The sequence below is a fragment of the Binatus sp. (SeqCode) genome, assembly GCF_035272065.1.
Taxonomy (GTDB): Bacteria; Desulfobacterota; Binatia; order Binatales; family Binataceae; genus Binatus.
In genome coordinates this window covers 1-21,764 of record NZ_DATEQZ010000099.1, presented here as the reverse complement: position 1 = coordinate 21,764, position 21,764 = coordinate 1, and the positions used below count along the sequence as shown (strand labels likewise).

Sequence of the window (21,764 nt, the reverse complement as noted above, 5' to 3'; positions counted from 1 at the left end):
CCGGCTATGCGGGCGCGGCGATCACACTCTCCCTCGGCCTTATCCGACCCACGCGACCTCGATCTGCCGCGCCGCGGTTGTTCCTTTCCTTCTGCACAACTCAATTCACAGATACAAGGCGGCCGGCCGCATCGCGGCCGGCGGTGAGGGTTCTGCGATCACTTCACAAAAGCCCGCCCGTTCACTTTTTCTGTGTCGTCTTTTTTGTGTCATCCTGAGCGGAGCGAAAGAACCAGGTGCCGTGCTTGACGCTGCACTACTCTCGAATTCGGTGAATCGTAAGAGCCCATTCTCGTATGTATGCAATGCGTGCGGGCTATGCTGCCATCAGAAGGTCATCACGCTGTCGCCGTATGATGTACTGCAGATCGCGCGCGCGGCAGGCATATCGACGCGCGAGGCGATCGCTCGATTTACGATTCGGCGCGGGTCGATCCTGAAGTTCACCGACCAAGGTGCGTGCGTGGCGCTCGAGGGTACCCGATGCGGGCTCCATCGAGGGCGTCCGCTTGCGTGCCGGCTTTATCCGCTGGGCATCGAACCCGCCAAACATGAAGAGGCTGAGAAATTTGTGACGCTCGAACCGGCGGCGGGCTCTCTCGGCGTTTATGGTCTCGATGGAACTGTGAACAATTTCGTCGAGGCGCAGGGTGTCGGGGCGTATCTCGAGGCGAACGCGCGTTACACGTCGCTACTCGCAGTTTTTCACGAGCGAATAGCGGCGACAGTCGATTTCGATCGCGTTGAGCCGCGCGACTCTGGCGGCGCGCCGTGAGAGAAGCGCTGGCCGAGTCGAACTACGACGCGAATCCGCTGATTGATGCGATGTTCGATGCTGATAGGAGCGGGGCCATCGACGATGCGGAAATCGTCGCGGCGCATGTTGAACGCCTCGCGGCGATGATTCGGCGCGAGTCGAATGCGGAGATGCTCGCGGCAGCGGCGGTGATGCTCGCAGTGAGCTTGGGGTATTCGCCGAGCGAGGTGCAGTAAACCTCGGTCAGTTCGAGGCCGGAGGTGCCGGGCTGGCTTGGGTGGGAGGGGCTGCGTCCGCGACGCCCAAGTCGTTCAGGATTTCGATTGCGTGCGTTGACGGATCGACGCTCGGATAGACTTTAATGATCTTGCCGTTCTCGTCGATTACGTAGGTGATTCGGCGATCGAGGCCGAGGATCGGAATGCCGTTGGCGGCGCCGTAGGCGGTCGCGATCTTCTTGTCGGGATCGAGCAGGAGCGGGAACGGCAGGCCGTTTTTGCGGATGAAATCCTTGTGCGCGTCGGCCGAATCGACACTGCATCCGAGCACTACCAGGCCGGCGTTGGTGTAGCGCACGTACCCGTCGCGAAACGCGCACGCCTCCTTGGTGCATCCCGAGGTCTCATCCTTGGGATAGAAATAGAGGATGACTTTTTTACCGTGGAAATCGGCGAGTGACATAGGGGCTACGTTTTCGCCGGTAACCATCTGGGTGGTAAACGGAGGCGCGATCTGTCCTTCCTTGAGCATCGCGGCGCGCGCGACGCGCGGGCATATCGCCACTGCGAGGATGATGACGGCGATTGCGATTAGTCCGGCGGTCAGCATTTTCATGCGAGTCTCCCTCGTCGCGGTTTTAACTGCGAGCAAGGATGGTAGGTTCCCCATCAAACAGCTTGAACCGCAGAACCCTCACCTAACCTCTCCCGTGAAATAACGGGCGAGGGATAAGAATCAGATGTAGTAGAGCCAGTCGCGGTAGCGCGGGTCGCGGCCGTGTAGCGTTGCCTGGAAGACTTGCTGCACTTTGGCGGTGATTGGGCCGAGCTTGCCGGGGCCGATTTTGCGATCGTCGAGCTCGACGACCGGCGTTACTTCGGCGGCGGTGCCGGTCATGAAGGCTTCGTCGGCGATGTAAAACGCGTCGCGGGCGAAATATTCCTCGCGCACCTCAACGGCGTTGTCGCGGAGAATCCTGATGACAGCGTCGCGGGTGATCCCCGCCAGCACCGACGTGAGCGGCGGCGTGCGCACGATACCGTCGCGAACCACGAAGACGTTCTCGCCGCTGCCCTCAGCCACGAAACCCTCGGTATTGAGCAGGAGCGCCTCGTCGTAGCCGCTGCGGCGCGCCTCGTAGCCGGCGAGGATCGAGTTGACGTAGTGGCCGGTGGCCTTCGCCGCCGGCATCATCGAGTTGTGATGGAATCGCACGAACGACGACGTCTTGAGGCGCACGCCTTTGTCGATGCTGTCCTGGCCGAGATACGCGCCCCATGGCCATGCGGCGATCGAGACGCGAATTTTATTCCCGCGCGCAGATAGACCCATCTCACCTTCGCCGAAGAATACCAGCGGCCGGATGTAGCATTCGGCGAACTTGTTGATGCGCACGACGTCGGCGCAGGCCTTGAGGAGTTCCTCCTGGCTGTAGGGGACTTCCATCTCGACGATGTGTCCGGAGTCGATGAGACGGCGGATGTGCTCGCGGGCGCGGAAGATTGCGGAGCGGCCGTCGTCGCTCTTGTAACATCGCATCCCTTCGAAGACCGCGAGGCCGTAGTGCAGGCTGTGGGTGAGAACGTGAACGGTGGCCTCGTCGTAGGGGACCATCGCGCCGTCCATCCAGATTCGATCGGAGCGGAGATTGTTCGCAGGCATAGTGGAGTCAAAAGTAGTCGAAGGGCGGAAGTTAGTCGATGGGCCGAAAAAAACTAAGTTCTCCCGTCCCTGCTCTCTCCTAACCTTGACCCTGCACATACCAACATATTAATCAGGCTGGCGAGTCGACCAGCATGCGCACAAGCAGCACCATCTTGCTCTTCCTCCTACTGGCATTCGCGACGCTCACCGCGAGCGCGCACGCCCAGCTTCCGCCCGACGAGATGACCTCGCGCAATCTCGCGGAGCCAACGCCCGACTGGGTCTTCATCCTCGACCCCGGTTATCCCACTTCGAGCATCGCCAAGCTCGACATCATCGACGGCGATGCGCGCAAGATGCTGGGCCAGTTGAGCGGGGGCTATCTCAGCAACTTCGAGATTTCTCCCGACCATCGCGAGTACTACATGATCGACACCTACTACTCGCGCGGATGGCGCGGTACGCGCACCGACGTCGTTTCGATCTTCGACGCCAAGACCCTCAACTTCGAAGCCGAGGTCGAAATCCCGCCCAAGCGGATACTGATCGTGCCCAAGCGCGACACGACCGCCGTCACGCCCGACAGCCGCTTCATGCTGATTGCCAACATGACGCCTGCGACCTCGGTCAGTGTCGTCGACTTGAAGGCGCGCAAGTTCGTTGGTGAGATCGACACCCCCGGATGCGTCCAGGTGCTCGCTCCCGGCGCCCGCCAGTTCTCCTCGATGTGCGCGGACGGCTCGATTCTCACGGTCCAGCTCAACGACGCGGGGGGCGTCAAGGACAAGAAGCAGGGCAAGCCGTTCTTCGATCCCAACAAGGATCCAGTTTTCGATCAGCCTGCCGTCGCCGGCAGTCATGCGTATTTCGATTCGTACCACGGCGCAATCCATGTGCTGGATCTCTCGGGAGCGGAAGCGGTGCCCGAGCCCGGATGGTCGGTGTACGCCAGCGAGAAAGACAAGTCATGGCGTCCCGTCGGATGGCAGACGATCGGATACAACGAAAAGCGCGGCCTGATGTTCGTGCTGATGCATCAAGGCGGCGAATGGACGCACAAGCAGTTCGGCACTGAGGTCTGGATCTTCGACCTCACGAAGAAGACTCGCGTCGGCCGCATCAAACTCAGGACTCCCGCCTACTCGATCTATGTGAGCAACAGCGATAGCCCGATACTCTACACCCTATCGCTGCTGCAAAGTCAGTTGGACGAATACGCAGTGCCAGATGGAAAACATCTCGGCACCGTCGCTCAACTCGGCACGCCGTTTCTTGCGCGAGGACCGTAAGCCGCTATGTTTAACATGGATCCAGCAGCCTCATGGACGATCTCAATTGCTTTGGCGCTAGTGTTCGGCGCGTCGGCGGCGATTAAATTTGAGGACTTCGACGAGTTTCGCGCCGCGGTCGCGAACTACCGCATCGTGCCGGAGAGGCTCTCGGCGGCGGTAGCAGTGCTCGTTCCAGTCACCGAAGCGAGTGGCGCCGTGGGGATTCTGATTCCGCCGACTCATTATGCAGCCGCCGCTCTCCTGCTTGGCTTGCTCGCGATCTTCACCGCGGCGATCGTCGTCAACCTGATGCGCGGGCGATTGCACGTAGATTGCGGATGCTTCGGTCCGGCGCTCCGCCAGCCGCTGAGTTGGTGGCTGCCCGCGCGCAATCTTATCCTGATGGCGCTCGCCACGATCGCAATTCTGCCGACGGATACCCGCCTGATGACGCCGCTCGACGACTCAACGATACTTTTCGGCTCTGTGACTGTGGTGGTTCTCTACCTTGCGGGAAACTACCTGCTTGCCAACCTACCGCGCCTGCGCACCCTCGAGATCGGCGATGCATGACGCGTTGGTCATCTCGCAAATAATTCTCTGGTTCGCTGTAGTCGCGTTGTCGGCAATCGTACTCGCACTCATTCGCCAAATCGGCGTGTTGCACGAGCGGATCGCCCCGATGGGCGCGCTTACCATCGACAAAGGGCCAAAGGTCGGCGACCTGTCGCCGGTCTTCGAATTGGTCGATCTGTCAAATCGTCCCATCACGCTCGGAGCCGCACACGCCAACGGCCGCAGCCAGCTCCTGATGTTTGTTTCGCCCACTTGCCCGGTCTGCAAGAAACTCCTGCCGATCGCGAAATCGGTCGCGACCGCGGAGTCGCGATGGCTCGATCTGATTTTCACCAGCGACGGCGAGCCGTCCGAACAGTACGCGTTCATAGCCCGCCATCAAATCGAATCCTATCCGTTCGTGCTGTCGCCGGAAGTCGGCATGACCTATCGCGTCAGCAAGCTTCCGTACGCGGTGCTGATCGACGAGGAAGGCGTGGTGCGCGCCAAGGGTCTGGTCAACACGCGTGAGCATCTCGAAAGCATCGTGGCGGCGAAGCAGATGCAACTAGCGTCGCTCCAGGAATATCTCAAGACTCACCGCGAACACGGCACATCGACTCAGGCCAACGGAGAGAGAGGCGCGAAGCATCATGGATAAACTGGTCGAGAGATTGACGCGCGCCGTCGCGCAGCGGAGTTCGCGGCGAAGCTTTGTCGCCACGCTTGGAAAGATGATCCTCGGCGCATCGATCTTTCCGCTGCTGCCTATCGATCGCGTCGTTCCGATTGCGAGTGCCGCCGCCGGCAAATCGAAAAACACCGACGATGATACGACCTGCGACTACTGGAAGTACTGCGCCATCGACGGCTTCCTGTGTTCGTGCTGCGGAGGCGGCTCGCACGACTGTCCGCCGGGCGCGACGCCGTCGCCAACCTCGTGGGTCGGCACCTGCCGCCATCCGTCGGACGGTAAGGATTACATCGTCAGTTACCGTGACTGCTGCGGCAAGGCCTCGTGCGGGCGATGCCTGTGCGGAAACACGATCAGCGAGATGCCACTCTATCGGCCGCAGCTCGACAGCGACCTCATCTGGTGCTTCGGCGCGCCGACGATGATGTATCATTGCTCGACCGCCGAGATCGTCTCGGTGAAGTGAAGGGGTTCTGTCTCGTTCTCGCGGCCGCCACGATCGCGGCATGCGCTGCATCTCGCGCGCGCGCCGCGGAGCCGGACGTGTTCGCCGCGCGATGCGTCATCTGTCATCAGAGCACGGCGCAAGGCGTGCCCGGAATCTATCCTCCGCTGGCGGGCGCGATCGGAAACGAGATGCGCTTCAAGGACGGCCGCGACTACCTGATTCACGTCGTGCTCGGCGGACTGAGCGGCCCTATCGAGGTCAAGGGCACGGCGTACAACGGACTGATGCCGCAATTCTCACAGCTTACCGATGCCGAGATTGCAACGGTGCTCAATGAGGTGCTGACGCATTTCAATGCGCCCGAGATTCCGAAAGACTTCGCACCGATCACCGCCGCCGAAGTTAAACGCGCACGCGCGACGCCGCTTTCGCCCTCCGATTTAGCTCGCGAGCGAACCGCATTGACGAATCAACTCAGGCGCGAGGGGGCGCGATGAAGTGGCGTGCCGCCGTCCGCGCCGCGGCGCTACTGATAGTCATGTCGTCCACCGCGTCGGCGGAGCCTCCCGAAAAGCTCTACATGCTGAATTGCTGGGGATGCCACCGGCGGCATGGTGAGGGAATCCCCGGCACGGCGCCGCCACTTCGCGGCGCCGCGGATTTTCTCCGCGTGCCGGGAGGCAGGCAGTACTTGATCGAAGTGCCAGGTGTCGCGCAGTCGGCGCTCGACGACGCTGAAGTCGCCGCGGTGATGAACTGGATCATCGAGTCGTTCAGCCCCGACCGAATACCGGCCGGCTTTCGGCCCTACACGCTCGATGAAGTCGCGAAATCCCGCGCCACGCGTCTGATGGACATCAAGCAGACGCGCGCGAAGCTGGTAAGCGAGATGGTAGCGATGAAAATTCGTCGCGCGGAGAAATAGCGGGCGATGTCGATGGGTGACTAGTCGCGGCGCGTGATGGCGGGCGATGAAGGGGAATCGCCGGGGCGATTCCCGTTTTCGGCGGCGGGGATAGGCGCGACGCCCGCGACGGAGTCGCGGGCGGGGCCGCCGTGGCGGGGGCGGCGGCGACGCCGTCGGCGTCTGCGGCGGCCGCCGGCGGGCGGGTGTGCGCCGTCGCCTGGTGGCGCCGGCGCGTCCGCACCGACGCGGGCCGGACTCGCACTGAAGGCGTCGGGATCGGCTAGGAAGCGCAGCGTGCGCGTCGGATCGATCGAGTAGGTCGGCGCCGTCATCTCGAAGAACATCCGCGCGTTGGGAAAGTACGGCCGGCGCATCAGGCGCCGCGTGCGGCGTGTGGGTGATGCGAGATTCGCGAAGGCCTCGAGTATCAAGCGCATCTGCTCGGTGTCGCCGCGCGCGAAGCCGCGCGCGCGCAGCTCGCCGAGTAGATCGACGCGACCGCCGGCGCGATACAGGTCGAGCATCAGGGCGGCGAGTACGATCGAGTGGTCGGGGGCAAATCCGCTTGTGATGGCGCGGCCGAGCGCCGCCATGTTGCGGACGGCAGGCTGCTCGGCGAGCGTGGCCTCGCGCGATTTCAGATGAGCCGCGAGCGGCGGGATTACGTACTCGAGCAAACCCAGCTCTTCCATCAGGACGAGCGCATGCGCGGCCTCGGGCTGGCCGACTGTCTTGTAAGTTTCTTCGACCAGGCGCGGCACGGAAGCCTTGGCCAGGTCGGCGCGATGGCGCTCGATCGCGGCGCGCGTGGCTGGCTCGATCTCGAAGCCAAGCTTTGCGGCGAATCGCGCCGCGCGCATCATGCGGACGGGATCCTCGCGCATCCGCAACTCGGGGTCGCCGATCGTGCGTATTAGGCGCGCCTCGAGGTCGTCAACGCCGCCGGGGAAATCGATCACATGAAAAGTTTGGGGGCTGTAGAACAGCGCGTTGACGGTGAAGTCTCGGCGAAACGCGTCTTCCTCGGGCGTGCCGAAAGTGTTGTCCAGGCGAATCAGCGGATCGTCGGTGTCGGCGACGGCTTCGGCCTGTTTGCGGAAAGTGGCGACTTCGACATTCTGGCGGCCGAAGAAAACATGGACCAGGCGGAAGCGGCGGCCTATCAGGCGCGAGTTGCGGAACAGCTCGCGGACCTGCTGGGGATGGGCCGAAGTGGCGACATCGAAATCCTTGGGCTTGCGCGAGAGCATCAGGTCGCGCACGCCGCCTCCGACCAGGTAGGCCTCGAAGCCGGCGCCGGCCAGGCGATAGAGAACCTTGAGAACGTTGGCGTCGATGTCGCGGCGCGAGATGGGATGCTCGGCACGCGCTAGTATGCGGGGTTCCAATTGCGTTAGCCCGATTTCGCTTCAACGCTAGCACGACTGCGCGCCGTCTTCATCGCCCGGCGCATGACTGATGGCCTGCGCCGCTTTGCCCATAAAGTGCGAAAAGAGTTACGCTAGGCCGCACCAAAGGAGACTTTTACATGGACAAGTTTCTAACCGACGTCAAAAAGCTTCGCGACAATGCCCGCAAAAATATGGACAAGGGCTCCGTTACCGAGGGCTACAAGGCGGATGTCAAGCAGGTGTTGAAAGTGCTCAACGACGTGCTGGCGACGGAGTTGGTCTGTGTGCTCCGCTACAAGCGCCACTACTACATGGCGCAGGGTATCAGCTCGGATTCGGTCAAGGCGGAATTTCTGCAGCACGCCAATGAAGAACAGCAACATGCGGATTGGGTCGCGGAGCGAATCACGCAGCTCGGCGGCGACCCGGACTTCAGTCCCAGCACACTCGCGGACCGTGCGCACTCGGAGTACGTCGAGGGCAAGACGCTAGTCGATATGATCAAGGAAGACCTGATCGCCGAGCGGATCGCAATCCAGAGCTATTCGGAAATCATTCGATGGCTGGGCGACAGCGATCCGACGACCAAGATACTGATCGAGCAGATCAACAAGATGGAAGAAGAGCACGCCAACGACATGCTGGACCTGCTCGCGAAGATGGGCTGACGATTCGCGTTTCGACTTTTCCGGGCGGTGCGAGTTGACATCAAGCCTGCGCTTGAACTATCAGGAGTTCGACAGCGCGCGGAGCATCACGCTTCGCAATCGGGCCACCGGAGACCGCCACGATGAAGTCCGCACGCACGTTGCTCCTCTCCTTCTTCGCCGCGGCGGCGGTGGTGGTCTCGTACAGCCTGTCCAGCGCGCAAGGACCCGGACCGCTCGCCGATCCCAAGTCCGAAAACCAGGCAGGCTTCCCGGCCACGCTCTATTCATGGGTGATTCCGCCTGACAATCCACAAGCGCCGGCGAAGGTTGCACTCGGCAAGGCGCTGTTCTTTGACGACCGGTTGTCCGCGGACGGCAAGGTCTCGTGCGGTCACTGCCACGCGCCCGACAAGGGGTTCACCGATCAGTTGCCGACCTCGATGGGTATCCGCGCGCAGTTCGGGCAGCGCAACGCGCCGTCGATCCTCAACGCGCTGTTCAATGTGACGCAATTCTGGGACGGACGCTCGCCGACGCTCGAGGCGCAAATTCAGGGCCCGGTGACCAATCCGGTCGAGATGGGCATGAAATCGACCGACGATGCGGTGGCGGCAATAAAGGCGGTTCCCGAGTATCAGAAGCAGTTCCAGGATGTGTTTGGGCACGATGTGAACTTCGCCGATATCGAGCATGCGATCGCGGCCTACGAGCGCACGCAACTCGCATTCGACTCGCCATTCGACAAATTTATCAACGGCGATCCGAGCGCGATCAGCGATTCGGCCAAGCGGGGGTGGGCGATATTCAACGGCAAGGGCCGCTGCATGTCGTGTCACGGATGGAATCCGACGCAGCCGCTGTTCACCGATCAGAAGTTCCACAACATTGGAGTGTCGGCGCATAAGTCGGACTTCGTACCGCTCGCACGTCAGGCGCTCGACGTGCTCAGCAAGAGCGGCGGTGGCTCCGAAGCGATCGACAAACTTGCGATTGGCACCGACATGAGCGGGTTGGGGCGCTTCCTGGTGACCAAGCAGCCGCACGATATCGGCGCGTTCCGCACAATGAGCTTGCGCAATCTGCTGGTCACGCAGCCGTACTTCCACGACGGCTCGCAGGTGACGCTGTGGGACACGATCGATCATTACAATAAGGGCGGCGTGCAGAATCCGTACCTGGACGGCGGGATCGTTCCGCTTGGGCTGACCGAGGCGGAAGAGGACGACCTGGTGGTGTTTCTCGCCAGCCTGACCAGTCCCGAATATGCGGACGCCGCCAAGCAGGAGTACGACCTGCAGTTCAAACGCTCGCGCACCGATCGGCCGCAGCGTGACACGGCGGCCGCCAACGGCGAGAAAGGACGCGACGGGCCGGGATTGGCGGGACCGTTCGGCGATATCGGACCGGCACAGAACCTGGAGAATCCTGCGCTGCTCGGTGGCGACTAACCAGATGACGAATCTAAGGCAGGCGGGCGATGGCTGCTCGGCATAAAAGCGTCGAAACGAAATACATGGAAGAGCGCGACGCGGTCCTGCGCGGACTGCGCGGTCTGGACCGGCGCACGTTTCTGAAAGTGCTGGCCGCGTCGGCCGGCGCGGTGATGGCGAAGAGCCTCATGCCGCCGCATACGTTCCAGCTCGTCGAGGTCGCCAACGCCGCGCCCGATAAGAGCGCTGCCACCGCCGGGATGGCGGGCCAGCCGCCGTTCACCTTCGCGTACGTCTCGGACACGCATCTCTATCCGCGCACGCTCAACCAGCGCTTCGTGCGCGCGGCGGTAAAGGCGGTCGAGGACGTAAACGCGCTCGATCCGCAGCCGGACTTCGTGCTGTTCGGCGGCGACCTTGCCCAGCTTGGGCGGCGCGAGGAGCTCGATCTCGGCAAGCAGATCCTCGCCGAGCTGAAGGCGCCGGTGAAAATGATGGTCGGCGAGCATGACTGGTTCTACGACCTCGGCGACACGTGGCAGGAGATGTTCGGGCCGCCCAACTACTCGTTCGACTGGAAGGGCGTGCACGTAGTGGTCCTGATGAGTGTGCATGAGAAGGATTTCTGGACGGCGCGCAAAATGACGCCGGCCGAGCGCATGCACACGGTCGCGGGCCTCGACAACGGGATTCAGTCGCGCTTCGAAGTCGGCGACGATGAGCGCAAGTGGCTGTCCGACGACCTCGCCAAGGTGCCGCACACGACGCCGCTCTTGGTCTTCTCGCACTCGCCGCTCTACAAGTACTACCGCAACTGGAATTTCTGGACCGATGATGCCGAGCAGGTGCAGGCGATTCTGAAGCCGTACAACCACGTGACGGTGATCCACGGCCATACGCATCAGATGCTGTACAACCAGATCGGTAACATCAGTTTTTACGGGATGCTCTCGACGGCTTGGCCGTGGCCGTACGCGCCGACCGGGCTCCCCACGCTCACCGTTCAGATGAACCGCGCCGATCCGTTCGATCAGTTCGACGGACTCGGCGACGGCCGGATAAATGTCCGCCCGGACGGATTGGCGGACAAGATTTACAGTCTGTGGGATCGCAACCCGGTGACGGTGAAGGCCGACTACCTGGTTTCGCACGGCAAGACGGCGCGGCCACCCGCGCCACAGTTCGCGAGCTACTGAAACATGAGCCGACGATCGATCGCATTGGCAACAGCCGCGGGATGCGCCGCGATACTCGCGGGCGTCGCCTACGCGCCGCAAGTACTTCGCGCGCAACAAGCGCAGCCGCCGCTGCCTATCCATCAAGTGCCGCAAGCGAAAGACGGTGGCGTGGTCGTGATGCTCTGCGACGGCAAGACCAGCATGGAAGTGAAGGGCCTGAAGACCGGCGAGTCAATGTCGCATGCTCAGGCGGTCGAGGTCACGCGCGAGTTGATGGCGCAATGGCAGCGCGAGCATCCGAACGAGAAGTGGGAGATCGCGCAAACCGAGCAGGCGCCGGCGCCGATGTCATATGCAGCATCGGCAGCGGGAGCGAAGGCGGCATCCAAGGGAATGCAGCAGGGCGACACCTACGCCAGCTTCACCGAGCGCGACTACAAAATCTGGAAGAACGAGACCGACAACTTCGTCGCAGAAGGGAAAGATCTCTTCCACGACGGCGCGGCGCTCGGCGGCACAATTGGCGTGAGCTGCGACATGTGCCATCCCGACGCGTCGAATACGCACCCCGAGACTTATCCGAAATACCAGGTACAGCTGCAAAAGGTCGCGCTGCTGCGCGACATGATCGACTGGTGTATCGAGAATCCAGTCAAGGGCAAGGCGCTCGATCCCAACGATCCAAAATTGCGCGCGCTCGAAGCCTACATTTTGGCGCAGCGCAAAGGCGTCCCGCTCGACTACGGCAAACACTAGGCGCTCGCGCGCGGCGGAAGCGAGCGTTAGCTGCGACGCGTATGTAGTCGGAACCACATCAACATCAGCAGCATACGATCGTTGTGCGGTTTGAGTTGCTGCACTGTTTTCTCGTCGGCGAGCATGTCGCGACGCGCGGCTTCGCCGAAGACCTCGAACGCGACACGCGCGTCGGCGCCGATTGAGAATCGTTGCGACGAAGCGACATTTGCCGGTAGCGGATGCGCAACTGAAAACCGTCCCGTCGAATTGACCGGAAGGCTCAACAAGTGCCAATCGAGCGAAACACGATGAGAGACGCTAATGTGCGGAGGTGCGACCGGCGACATTCGCAGGTTGTCGAGCAAGGGATTGTTCAGCAAGAAGCCGGATTGTAACGCCAGCAGGAGCACCGACGCTCCGACGAGCGAAACCAATGCGACCATCGCAACGTGCCAGTCGCGGGCTCCAACGCTGGCTGTGGGCAAGTGCGCTTGCAGTTTCATCGCGTGTCCCGCCATAAAAAGCAGCAAGAAATATACCTACAACTAGTAGTTTATCTTATCTTCCGGTACAGCTAGGATTGTGAGCTTTAGGCGCTGCTTGAGGTCCACTGCTGAGTTAGCGCGAGCGGTAGAAGAGCCAGGCGCGTTCGGAGATAGCGGCGACGTAGAACAGTGCGAGCAGCGGCGCGAGGGCGCGCACGAGCGCGCCGGGGAGCGCGGGCGGCGGTGCGATCGCGAGCGTGATCACCAGCGCATAGTTGATGATGCCGCCCCAATGCCCTAGCCGGCTTCTTATCGGGCCGGTTGCGGGCTGTCCTATCGCGACAGAATCGATTGCGTACTGGCTGAATGACAGAGCGATCAGGATCGGGACGTAGAAAGGTATCGCGCCCGCGGCCGCTTCGCAGAAGAGCGCGGCCAGCACGAAGGTTACGTCCGCGATTCCGTCGAGCAATCGACCGCGGCCGCTCGCGGCGCCCAGCCGGCGCGCGATTCGGCCATCGATGAAATCGCTACCCGCCGCGACGAGCGCGACTATCGCGAATGCCAGCCTTCCCTCATGTCGGTGCGCGGCCAGCTCGATCCAGATTGCGGCCAGTGCGAATCTTAGCGCGCTCAGGCCGTTGGGTATCTGCGCGAGCATCACGTAGTCGCCGCCGCGGCGGTGTTTCACGGTTTCGCTCGCAAGAGCCGAATGCTCTACAATCGTGCTCTTATGCCCGGAAAAACTTCCCGCACGATCCAGGTCGTCAGCCACGGCCCCTCATGCCTCGACGGCGTGATGGCGGCGGCCGCGGTGGCGCGCTTTTACGATGGTCATAAAGTTTTCACGACGCTGGCCGGCAACAACGAAGCCGACAACGTAATCGGGAGTCTGGCGCTCAAGTCCGAGGACAACAGTGACGAAATCTGGATCACCGATTTGTCCTGGAATTCACCAGCGGCCGGCGCGCATCTGGTGGAGCTGGCCGAGCGGGGCGCGCGGATTTACTGGATCGATCACCATCGCACCGCAGTTTCCCGCGCGGATGCCCCCGAGTTCAAGGTGCCGTTCGCCGGCAAAGTTCTGAGCGAACAATATTCGGCGGCGCGGCTGACGTTCAATTTGCTCAAACGGATGGGGCGCGACCTGCCCGAGCGCCAGCGCGCCGAGTTCGACGCCTTCCAGCCGTTCGTGATGATAGCCGACGATCACGACCGCTGGATTCACCGGATTGCCGAGTCGTCCGAATGGGCGCTCGCCGTACAGACGCTCGGCGGGATTTCGTCTTACCGCGAAATCCTGAAACTGCGCGAGCCGCGGATGAGCCGCAAGCTGCGCGCCGCCTTCGAGTCGGGCCAGGACGCGATGCGCCGGAGCCTCGAACTGGCGCACGCCACGATGGTCGATCGCAAGCTCGACAACGGCATCACAGTGCGGACGGCATGCTGCTTCGGCTACAGCAGCGAAGTCGCGGCGCATCTCTACAAGGGGCAGACGCGGACGGTGGTCGCGCTGTTCGACCTGCGCAGCCAAGGCGTCAGCCTGCGACGCAGCTCCGACAGCGAGGTCGATTTGTCGGTCCTCGCGCAGCACTACGGCGGCGGCGGTCATGCTGCTGCGTCAGGCTTCGCGATTCCCGACCTGCGCCGCCTGCCGGCCGAGCGGCTGGCCGAAATTCTGGGCGATCAGCTCGAAAAGCCAGCGACCTGAGCCCGGCGCAAACCCTCCGGCATCAGCACCGGCTTGCATTCTCTGGATCGGCACTGCCCTTGCGTCAAATCTGATAATTTCCTAGACTGACTGTACGTTCATTTGACTGACTGTCCAGTTTTCACCATGACCAAGGAAGAGGTAATCAAGGAATACCGGGTCCGCGAGATCCTCGAAGCCGCACGCCGCGTGTTGGCTCGATACGGGATGCAGGGCACGACGGTGGACCGCGTCGCCGAGGAAGCGAAGGTCGCCAAGGGCACCATCTACCTGTACTTCGACACCAAGGACGCGCTGGTCCATGCGGCGGTGCTTGAGGGCCTGCGCGAAATGGTCGCGGAGACGGTAGCGTCGGACGACCCATCGACACCGCCGCTCGAGCGAATCCGCAAACTCATTCTGGCGCAGTTCCGAATCCAGGCTTCGAACCAGGATTTTTTGAAGACTCTTATCATTGGCAACTCGCTCGATATCGAGCTCGAATCGGAGGCCGGGCGCGAGTTCATGCGGGTCTATGCCGGGCACCTGGACTTCGTCGCGTCGGTGCTGCAGGACGCGATCAACCGCGGCGCGATTCGGCGAATCGATCCGCACTTCGCGGCGTTCATGCTCGGCGAGATGCTGACCGGGTCGCTGCGGCGACGGCTGCTCAAGCTGGCGTCGAGTCCGCTCGAATCGGACGCGGAAGCGGTGGTGGAACTTTTCCTCAAAGGCATTGCGGCGACTCCATGAAGCTGAAGTCATTAAAAGTCTCGGCCTTCGCCGCGCTGGCAGCGGCGCTGGGTGCCTTGGCGCTCGCGGGATGCCATCAGCCGGCCGCGGCCGAGGTCAACAAGGACAGTCAGCCGGGGTCGGCGCCGATCGCGATCGCCGTCGCCGCGGCGCATCAGCAGAGTCTCGATCGCACCGCCGAGGTGCAGGGTGCGCTGTTCCCGCGCGAGCATGCGGTGATGTCGTCGGAAGTCGAGGGGCGCGTGACGGAGGTTGTCGCAGACTTCGGCGACAAGGTCACGGCGGGCGAGGTGATGTTGAAAATCAATCCGCGCGAATACGAGTTGCGGGTCGAGACCGCTCAGGCGGCGCTTGACCAGGCGGGCGCCAAGCTTGCCAACTCAACCGCGCGCTACGATCGTGCTCAGGCATTGAAGCAGGCGGCGGCCATCTCGGCCGAGCAGTTCGATCAGTTGGCGTCGCAATTGCGCGTCGATCAGGCTGACACTGAATCGGCGGATGAAGCGCTCGCGATGGCGCGCAAGAAACTCGGCGACACCGAAATCAAGGCGCCGTTCAGCGGCTCGGTGCAAAAGCGTATGGTCTCGCTCGGCGAGTACGTCGCGCCCGGCAAGGAAGTTTACGAATTGATCGCGACCGACCCGATCAAGCTGCGTTGCCCGATGCCGGAGCGGTTCGTGCCGCTCGCGCGCGTCGGCATGCCGGTGAAGCTGACTATCGACGCCAACCCCGGTGCGTCGTACACCGGGAAAATCACGCGCATCGCGCCGGCGCTCGAAGAAAGCAGCCGCACGCTTTTGGTCGAGGCCGAAGTCGCCAACCCGGACGGCGCGCTGAAGCCGGGATTCTTCGCGCATGTGACGATGGACCTCGGTCACGATCGCGCGCTGTTCGTACCGAGCGCCGCGGTGCTGACCTACGCGGGCGTCGCGCGAGTGTTTGTCGTCGAGCAGGGAGTAGTGCGCGCGCGCGAGGTGACTACCGGCAGCGTCGTTGGCGACCAGACTGAAATCACCGGCGGGCTGAAGGAGGGCGAGCGCGTCGCGGTCAGCGACGTCGATCGCCTCGCCGACGGCACCGCGGTTGTCACGAAGGAGCAGTCGTGATTCTCGCCGACCTGTGCGTGCGCCGTCCCGTCTTCGCGACGATGTTCGTCGGCGTGCTGGTCGTGCTCGGCTGGTTCTCCTACATGCGGCTCGGCGTCGATCTGTTTCCCAAGGTCGATGTGCCGACCGTGATGGTCACGACGTTCCTGCCGGGCGCGGCGCCCGAAGAAACCGAGGCGCGCGTCACCAAGCCGATCGAGGAAGCGGTCAACACCGTCAGCGGAATCGACGAGATGCGCTCGAATACGCTCGAGGGTATTTCGCGGATCATGATCGAGTTCAAGCTCGAGCGCGACCTCGACGCCGCCGTGCAGGACGTGCGCGACAAGATTGGGACGGTGCTCGATCAGCTGCCTGACGGGACCAAGCCGCCGCTGGTGCAAAAGTTCGACCTTGACGCGGTGCCGGTCGTCACGATCACGGTCACCGGCTACCAGAGCCTGAAAGAGCTCACCGAGCTGGCACGCCGGCGCCTGAAGGAGCCGCTCGAATCGGTTGACGGCGTGGGTTCGATCGACATCGTCGGCGGACGCGAGCGTGAAGTTCACGTCGACATCGACGCCGACAAGCTGCACGCGACGGGCGTGACGATTCAGCAGGTCGGCGCGGCGCTCTCGCGGCAAAACGTCGAGTACCCGGGCGGCCGCATGAAGCAGGGGATGTCCGAGGAGATGCTGCGCACGCTCGGCCGAATCACCGAGGTTCCGGATTTCGCCAAGGTGATCGTGAGCGAGGCCGAGGGGCGGCCGGTGACGGTCGGCGACGTCGCGTCGGTCGAAGACAGCGTCAAGGAGCCGCGCTCGCTGTCGCGCTGGGACAACAAGAATGCGGTGTCGCTGATCGTGCGCAAGCAGTCGGGCGAGAACACGATCGAGATCGTCGACCGCGTCAAAGAGCGCTACGAAACGCTCAAGGGCGGCCTGCCTCCAGGGGTTGACGTGATCTTCACGCGCGACGCGTCCACCTTCATCCGCGCCGCCGTCGAGACCGTGCAGGAGCATCTCTGGCTCGGCGGGTTGTGCGCCGCGATCGTGGTGTTCTTTTTTCTCGGCTCGATTACCTCGACGCTAATTGCCGCGGTCGCGATTCCCGTATCGATCATCGCGACTTATTCGTTGATCCTGTGGATGGGTTTCACGCTCAACCGCATGACCCTGCTGGCGCTGACGCTGGCGGTCGGAATAGTAATCGACGACGCGATTGTCGTGCTCGAAAATATCTTCCGCTTCATCGAAGAAAAGAACATGGATCCGATGTCCGCGGCGAAAGCGGCCACAGCCGAGGTCGGGCTGGCCGTCAGCGCGACCACGCTCTCGCTCGCGGTAATATTCGTGCCCGTCGCGTTCATCCACGGCGTGATGGGCCGGTTCCTGAATTCGTTCGGCCTGACGATGGCGTTCGCGATCATGGTCTCGCTGCTGGTCTCGTTCACGCTGACTCCCATGCTGTGTTCGCGGTATCTGAAACCCAAGGGCGCGGGCGGCGCGAAGCACAACAACACCAAGGACTGGAGAATTTTCCGCTGGATTGAGGACTACTACGACGTCGCTCTGCGATGGTCGCTCGACCATCGATGGGTGCTAGTCGTTGTATCACTGGCGCTGGTCATCTCGATCCCGTTCCTGGGCAAACTGGTCGGCGCGACGTTCATGCCCGACGACGATTCGAGCGAATTCGCGGTCAATATCCGCACGCCGCCGGGGTACTCGCTCGCGCATACCGACGAGATAGTAGCGCAGATCGAGGATCGGCTACGCACCATTCCCGAAGTGCGCGACCTTTTCACAACAGTCGGCGACACCAACGGCGACGATCGCGTGACGGTTGCTGAAGTCGACGCGAAGCTGTTCCCGCTCGACCAGCGTCGTCGCAGCCAGGAACTCGTGATGGCTGACGCGCGCAAGTTGATGGATGCGTTTCCGGCGCTGCGCGTCAGCGTCGATTCGATCAAGCCGTGGGAGCAGAGCGGCTATCGCGACGTCGCGGTCGAATACGACATGCGCGGAGCCGACCTCGACACCCTAAGGACCTACGCCGACAACCTGATGACGCGTCTCAGAAAAATTCCGGGCATCGTCGATCTCGATTCGAGCTACGAGGGCGGGCTGCCGGAGCTGCAGGTCAATATCGATCGCGCCAAGTCGGCGGACCTCGGCGTGTCGGTTGACGATATCGCGCAGACGATGCGCACGATGGTGCAGGGCGACGTGATCACGCGTTTTCGCGAAGGCCAGGATACCTACGACGTGCGCCTGCAGCTGGCCGACAAGGATCGCAACAATCCGGCCGTCATCGCGGGGCTGACGATTCCTTCGAGCAAGGTCGGGCAGGTGCGGCTCGACAACGTGGCGACGCTTACGCACGGGACGGGACCGGTGCAGATCGATCGGCAGGATCGCATGCGCAACATCTCGATCGTCTTCAACCTCGCGCCCGGTTTCGCGATGAACAAAGTGATGGACGCCGTCACGCGCGAGGTCCGCCAGATTCACCTGCCGCCCGGCTACGTCACGGAGTTCGGCGGCCAGAGCAAGATTTACGGCGAGATGGTCTCCGGCTTCGTCATCGCCTTCCTGCTCTCGATCATCTTCATGTACATGGTGCTGGCGGCCCAGTTCGAGAGCTTCATTCATCCGATCACAATCATGTTGTCGCTGCCGCTGGCCGTGCCGTTCGCGCTAATTTCGCTGTTAGTGTTTCGCGAGCACCTGATGCTGTTCTCGACGCTCGGCATCCTTCTGCTCTTTGGCATCGTAAAAAAGAATTCGATCTTGCAACTCGATCAAACGCTCAACCTGATCCGCGCGGGACTGCCGCGACGACAGGCGATCCTCGCCGCGAATCGCGATCGCTTGCGGCCTATTCTGATGACCACGGCGGCGCTGGTCGCGGGTATGATCCCCGTCGCAATTGGGCAGGGCGCGGGTGACAGCTCTGTGCGCGCAATCGCGCTGGTCGTGATCGGCGGTCAGACGCTGTGCCTTCTGATCACGCTGCTCTTTACCCCGGTCGCTTTCTCGCTGTTCGACGACATGGAGAATTGGTTCCGCAGTTTCCGCAAGCCTCCGACGCGGCTCAAGCTGGTCGAGCCGCATTACGCCGACGATCTCGAACGCGAAGCGATCGACTAGCCCCGCGCGCGTCTCCATCTTCAATCCTGCTCCCGCGTTCTGATAGGCTCGCGAAATTGTGAGCGCTGGAGACAACCGACAATGGGCCAAATCGTAATCGTTCTCGTACTCGGACTTGCAGCGGGCATCCTCGGCGGATTCGTCGGCGTCGGCGGAGGCGTGTTGATCGTGCCGGTGCTCGTGCTGGTGCTCGGTTTCGATCAGCATCTCGCGGTGGGCACGTCTCTTGGTGCCCTTCTTCCTCCAGTGGGAATCCTCGGCGCGTACGAATACTACAAGCACGGCCACCTGAACGTCACGTACGCGCTGCTGCTGGGGCTGGGCCTGTTGATCGGCGGTTATATCGGCGCGGTTTACGCGGTGAGGATGCCGGGGACGACGCTGCGCCGCATCTTCGGCGTGTTCCTGCTGCTGACCTCGATTCGGATGCTATACAAGTAATTCAGCCCACCGAGTCGCAGTGACCGCCTTGCACTGCTGAAATACCCTTACTAAGTTCGCGATGTGGACGCGGCGCTCGAACAAGCACTCAACCTTCTGCTCGAATCCGAGCGCGCCGGCGTGCTTGCGCTCGACCAGCTAATCGCCGACGTCGAGCAGGAAGAGCTGAAGAAGTTTCTGGCCGGCTCGCGCGCGATGGAACAGCGCAACGCCGAGGAACTCGAGGCGCTGATTCGCGACAACGGCGGCAATCCGTCCAAGAGAGTCGGGCCGTTCGCCCGCAAGGTCGCCGCGCTCGAGTCGATTCGCGATCGCCTGAACCTGATGTCACGCGGCCAGGAATGGGCCGCGCGCAAGACTGAAGTCGCACTCGCGCTCGCGCCGCAAGAAGGACCGATCCACGACTACCTGACCGCGATGGCGAATCGGCATCGCGCCGAAGTGGAATGGGGCCGCGCCGAAGTGATTCGCCTGATGTCCGCCAGCAGTTAACCGCGCGGCGTCTTTCTTCCCCTATCCCTGTGAGGAGTGCTCTGCGTAATTGCTTCGACGGCTCTTCCCCTCTCCCTTTTAGGGAGAGGATCGAAGGTGAGGGTCCGAATACAGCGCCCTGCGCGATTCAGGATTCTGCCTCTTGCAGTAAGTGCGACTCCGCCGAGCCGCTAACTCGGACATTGCGCGACGAAAACTTCGCGCCCCCATTCATCCGTCAATGTGCGCGGCTCAAAACCCGCTTCGTGCAGCACGCGAATCCATTCGGCGCGCGGGAAGATGCCCTCGATGTGAGAATCGTGCACGAAGCGCACGTCGCCGCGATGGTCGCGCAGAATGATCGCGAAGTCGGTTCGATAGGTGGTGTCGGTCGGATCGGGATCGACGACCCACATCAGATAGCGAAGGCTACGACCGTAGTCGCCGTCGTGGCCGCCATGCTTGGTTTCCGCGACGAAGGTCTCTCGCACGCAGTCCGGCACGAAAAGCGCGACGCCGCCCGCGCGACAATGCAGGTACGCAGTGCGGATTGCGGCGCCGAGATCAGCCGCGCTCGTCATGTACGCAATCGCGTCATGGACAAACACCGCGTCGAACGTGCGCGCGAGGTTCACCGTGCGCATGTCGCCTTCGAGATGCTTGCATTCAGGATTCAGCGTGCGGCTGACAGCCAGCATTTGCGGCGACAGATCGATGAGCGTCATTTGGAATTTTGACTTGAGGTAAAGCGCGTTGTTCCCGCCGCCCGATCCGAGCTCGAGAACCGTCCGCGGCGCGGGCTTGCACTCCTCAGCCAGCAGGCGCGCAAAGAATGCAGCCTCCTCCGCATAGTTCTCAGGCGCAGAGAACAGCGGCCACCATTCGGCGAGTTCGTCGTATAGTTTCATCGCGGCGTGCCCTATTTCTGCGCCGGCGGGGCGGGCACTTCCTTCATACGGGCCGTCGTATCCGCGTCGTACTCGAGATGCAGCGCGCGCACGATCATTCCATGCATCCGCCACAGCCCGATCACGTAAAACAACTCCATGATCTGTTCGTCGGGCAGATGAGTTTTCAGCGCGGCAAAGGTTTCATCTTCGACCAGATTGCGCCCCACGATTTCGTCCGTCGCCTGCATCACGGCGCGTTCGACGTCAGTGAACTTGCCGCTGACCGCCCAGCCTTTAATCGCCGCCAGCTTTTCTTCGGAAACACCCACCATCCGCGCGACTTTGAGATGCTGCGAATACTCGAACCGCGAATCGCCGACAATTCCGGTGCGCAGAATCGCGAGTTCGCGCAATTTCGCCGGCAACTTCCGTCCCGGTTGCATCAATGCCATCAGCGAGTTGCGCGCCTGGAAGAGCAAGTCGGGCACCAGCGCAAACGTCGTCCAATAATCGCCAGGCGTACCAGTGGCAGTGCCCGGTTCGGTGACAGGATCGCGGTCACCGAAGAATTGCTTGTAGAGTTCCTGGATTTCCGGCGTGGCCTCGGCTTTACTCACTTGTCGTAGTCGTCCCATGATGTGCTCCTGATGCGTGCGATGCGCGTTTTGACGACACCACTATCGCCGATGTCCCGCGCTCTTGCGAGGTCGCGCGCGCGGCGCGATAATCCCATGCTCCGGTGGACGCATAGCTCAGCCCGGTTAGAGCGCTTGCCTCACATGCAAGAGGTCCCTGGTTCGAGTCCAGGTGCGTCCACCAAAGAAAAATGATTCCGTTTGCCGGTAGTCCCCTCAATCGCGCGAGCGAAAAGCGCACCGATACAAACTGGATCAAGTCGAGACGGCGCGATCCGTC

Annotated in this window: 25 protein-coding genes and 1 tRNA gene; 19 read left to right on the top strand and 7 right to left on the bottom strand. The window is 62.2% G+C overall.

The window, feature by feature from the left end:
- Positions 1–271 precede the first annotated feature (271 nt).
- Positions 272–775 carry a YkgJ family cysteine cluster protein gene (locus tag VJX68_RS16710; RefSeq protein WP_324096852.1) on the top strand — a complete coding sequence of 168 codons (504 nt, stop codon included), beginning with the start codon at positions 272–274 and terminating at the stop codon, positions 773–775.
- Positions 772–993, top strand: a complete 222-nt coding sequence (locus VJX68_RS16705; protein WP_324096851.1) for a hypothetical protein — start codon at positions 772–774, stop codon at positions 991–993. Before VJX68_RS16710 ends, VJX68_RS16705 begins: the two co-directional genes overlap by 4 nt.
- Positions 994–1,000: 7 nt before the next feature.
- Here VJX68_RS16705 and VJX68_RS16700 read toward each other — a convergent pair whose 3' ends face one another.
- Together VJX68_RS16700 and VJX68_RS16695 are read right to left on the bottom strand one after the other, a co-directional pair.
- On the bottom strand, positions 1,001–1,591 hold the full coding sequence (locus tag VJX68_RS16700; protein ID WP_324096850.1) for a peroxiredoxin: 591 nt from the start codon (positions 1,589–1,591) through the stop codon (positions 1,001–1,003).
- Positions 1,592–1,711: 120 nt separating this feature from the next.
- Positions 1,712–2,638 (bottom strand): branched-chain amino acid transaminase, encoded by a 927-nt coding sequence (locus tag VJX68_RS16695; RefSeq protein WP_324096849.1) that lies wholly within the window; start codon positions 2,636–2,638, stop codon positions 1,712–1,714.
- A 134-nt stretch (positions 2,639–2,772) separates the two neighbouring features.
- Between VJX68_RS16695 and VJX68_RS16690 the strand changes: the two genes are divergently transcribed.
- The 6 genes from VJX68_RS16690 to VJX68_RS16665 are packed head-to-tail and all read left to right on the top strand — an operon-like array spanning position 2,773 to position 6,513.
- Positions 2,773–3,909: an amine dehydrogenase large subunit gene (locus tag VJX68_RS16690; protein WP_324096848.1), complete on the top strand. Its 1,137-nt coding sequence runs from the start codon at positions 2,773–2,775 to the stop codon at positions 3,907–3,909.
- A 15-nt stretch (positions 3,910–3,924) separates the two neighbouring features.
- Positions 3,925–4,464 carry a MauE/DoxX family redox-associated membrane protein gene (locus tag VJX68_RS16685; RefSeq protein ID WP_324096847.1) on the top strand — a complete coding sequence of 180 codons (540 nt, stop codon included), beginning with the start codon at positions 3,925–3,927 and terminating at the stop codon, positions 4,462–4,464.
- Positions 4,457–5,107 carry a methylamine dehydrogenase accessory protein MauD gene (mauD, locus tag VJX68_RS16680; protein WP_324096846.1) on the top strand — a complete coding sequence of 217 codons (651 nt, stop codon included), beginning with the start codon at positions 4,457–4,459 and terminating at the stop codon, positions 5,105–5,107. Before VJX68_RS16685 ends, mauD begins: the two co-directional genes overlap by 8 nt.
- On the top strand, positions 5,100–5,606 hold the full coding sequence (locus tag VJX68_RS16675) for a methylamine dehydrogenase light chain (protein ID WP_324096845.1): 507 nt from the start codon (positions 5,100–5,102) through the stop codon (positions 5,604–5,606). Before mauD ends, VJX68_RS16675 begins: the two co-directional genes overlap by 8 nt.
- Complete coding sequence (locus tag VJX68_RS16670; RefSeq protein WP_324096844.1) at positions 5,573–6,085, top strand: c-type cytochrome; 513 nt, start codon at positions 5,573–5,575, stop codon at positions 6,083–6,085. Before VJX68_RS16675 ends, VJX68_RS16670 begins: the two co-directional genes overlap by 34 nt.
- Positions 6,082–6,513, top strand: coding sequence for a c-type cytochrome (locus VJX68_RS16665; protein ID WP_324096843.1), 432 nt, complete (start codon positions 6,082–6,084; stop codon positions 6,511–6,513). Before VJX68_RS16670 ends, VJX68_RS16665 begins: the two co-directional genes overlap by 4 nt.
- 20 nt (positions 6,514–6,533) lie before the next feature.
- On the opposite strand, the gene pcnB is transcribed toward VJX68_RS16665, so the two are convergent.
- Positions 6,534–7,883 carry a polynucleotide adenylyltransferase PcnB gene (gene pcnB / locus VJX68_RS16660; RefSeq protein WP_324096842.1) on the bottom strand — a complete coding sequence of 450 codons (1,350 nt, stop codon included), beginning with the start codon at positions 7,881–7,883 and terminating at the stop codon, positions 6,534–6,536.
- Positions 7,884–8,023: 140 nt separating this feature from the next.
- Here pcnB and VJX68_RS16655 point away from each other — a divergent pair, with 140 nt between their 5' ends.
- From VJX68_RS16655 to VJX68_RS16640, 4 genes are all read left to right on the top strand, one after another.
- A complete protein-coding gene (locus VJX68_RS16655) occupies positions 8,024–8,554 on the top strand; it encodes a ferritin-like domain-containing protein (RefSeq protein ID WP_324096841.1) in 531 nt (176 codons plus the stop codon).
- A gap of 122 nt (positions 8,555–8,676) precedes the next feature.
- Complete coding sequence (locus VJX68_RS16650; protein WP_324096840.1) at positions 8,677–9,984, top strand: cytochrome-c peroxidase; 1,308 nt, start codon at positions 8,677–8,679, stop codon at positions 9,982–9,984.
- 29 nt (positions 9,985–10,013) lie between these two features.
- On the top strand, positions 10,014–11,162 hold the full coding sequence (locus VJX68_RS16645) for a metallophosphoesterase family protein (RefSeq protein ID WP_324096839.1): 1,149 nt from the start codon (positions 10,014–10,016) through the stop codon (positions 11,160–11,162).
- A gap of 3 nt (positions 11,163–11,165) precedes the next feature.
- Positions 11,166–11,900, top strand: a complete 735-nt coding sequence (locus VJX68_RS16640) for a c-type cytochrome (protein ID WP_324096838.1) — start codon at positions 11,166–11,168, stop codon at positions 11,898–11,900.
- Between the two features lie 26 nt (positions 11,901–11,926).
- Here the strand turns inward: VJX68_RS16640 and VJX68_RS16635 are convergent, their stop codons facing one another.
- Both VJX68_RS16635 and VJX68_RS16630 read right to left on the bottom strand, forming a co-directional pair.
- Positions 11,927–12,385, bottom strand: a complete 459-nt coding sequence (locus VJX68_RS16635) for a hypothetical protein (protein ID WP_324096837.1) — start codon at positions 12,383–12,385, stop codon at positions 11,927–11,929.
- 115 nt (positions 12,386–12,500) lie between these two features.
- Complete coding sequence (locus VJX68_RS16630) at positions 12,501–13,058, bottom strand: CDP-alcohol phosphatidyltransferase family protein (RefSeq protein ID WP_324096836.1); 558 nt, start codon at positions 13,056–13,058, stop codon at positions 12,501–12,503.
- A gap of 42 nt (positions 13,059–13,100) precedes the next feature.
- Between VJX68_RS16630 and VJX68_RS16625 the strand changes: the two genes are divergently transcribed.
- The 6 genes from VJX68_RS16625 (at position 13,101) to VJX68_RS16600 (ending at position 19,980) form a co-directional block, all read left to right on the top strand.
- Complete coding sequence (locus tag VJX68_RS16625; protein WP_324096835.1) at positions 13,101–14,078, top strand: DHHA1 domain-containing protein; 978 nt, start codon at positions 13,101–13,103, stop codon at positions 14,076–14,078.
- Positions 14,079–14,204: 126 nt separating this feature from the next.
- Positions 14,205–14,810, top strand: coding sequence for a TetR/AcrR family transcriptional regulator (locus tag VJX68_RS16620; protein WP_324096834.1), 606 nt, complete (start codon positions 14,205–14,207; stop codon positions 14,808–14,810).
- Complete coding sequence (locus tag VJX68_RS16615) at positions 14,807–15,916, top strand: efflux RND transporter periplasmic adaptor subunit (RefSeq protein ID WP_324096833.1); 1,110 nt, start codon at positions 14,807–14,809, stop codon at positions 15,914–15,916. Before VJX68_RS16620 ends, VJX68_RS16615 begins: the two co-directional genes overlap by 4 nt.
- Positions 15,913–19,047 carry an efflux RND transporter permease subunit gene (locus VJX68_RS16610; protein WP_324096832.1) on the top strand — a complete coding sequence of 1,045 codons (3,135 nt, stop codon included), beginning with the start codon at positions 15,913–15,915 and terminating at the stop codon, positions 19,045–19,047. The genes VJX68_RS16615 and VJX68_RS16610 overlap by 4 nt, the downstream gene beginning before the upstream one ends.
- Positions 19,048–19,128: 81 nt before the next feature.
- Positions 19,129–19,488 (top strand): TSUP family transporter, encoded by a 360-nt coding sequence (locus tag VJX68_RS16605; RefSeq protein ID WP_324096831.1) that lies wholly within the window; start codon positions 19,129–19,131, stop codon positions 19,486–19,488.
- Between the two features lie 63 nt (positions 19,489–19,551).
- A complete protein-coding gene (locus VJX68_RS16600; protein ID WP_324096830.1) occupies positions 19,552–19,980 on the top strand; it encodes a DUF6306 domain-containing protein in 429 nt (142 codons plus the stop codon).
- Between the two features lie 170 nt (positions 19,981–20,150).
- Here the strand turns inward: VJX68_RS16600 and VJX68_RS16595 are convergent, their stop codons facing one another.
- Both VJX68_RS16595 and VJX68_RS16590 read right to left on the bottom strand, forming a co-directional pair.
- Positions 20,151–20,867, bottom strand: a complete 717-nt coding sequence (locus VJX68_RS16595; RefSeq protein ID WP_324096829.1) for a class I SAM-dependent methyltransferase — start codon at positions 20,865–20,867, stop codon at positions 20,151–20,153.
- An 11-nt stretch (positions 20,868–20,878) separates the two neighbouring features.
- On the bottom strand, positions 20,879–21,484 hold the full coding sequence (locus VJX68_RS16590) for a carboxymuconolactone decarboxylase family protein (RefSeq protein WP_324096828.1): 606 nt from the start codon (positions 21,482–21,484) through the stop codon (positions 20,879–20,881).
- Positions 21,485–21,590: 106 nt separating this feature from the next.
- Between VJX68_RS16590 and VJX68_RS16585 the strand changes: the two genes are divergently transcribed.
- Positions 21,591–21,668: transfer RNA gene (locus tag VJX68_RS16585), tRNA-Val, on the top strand.
- The last annotated feature ends 96 nt before the right edge of the window (positions 21,669–21,764 follow it).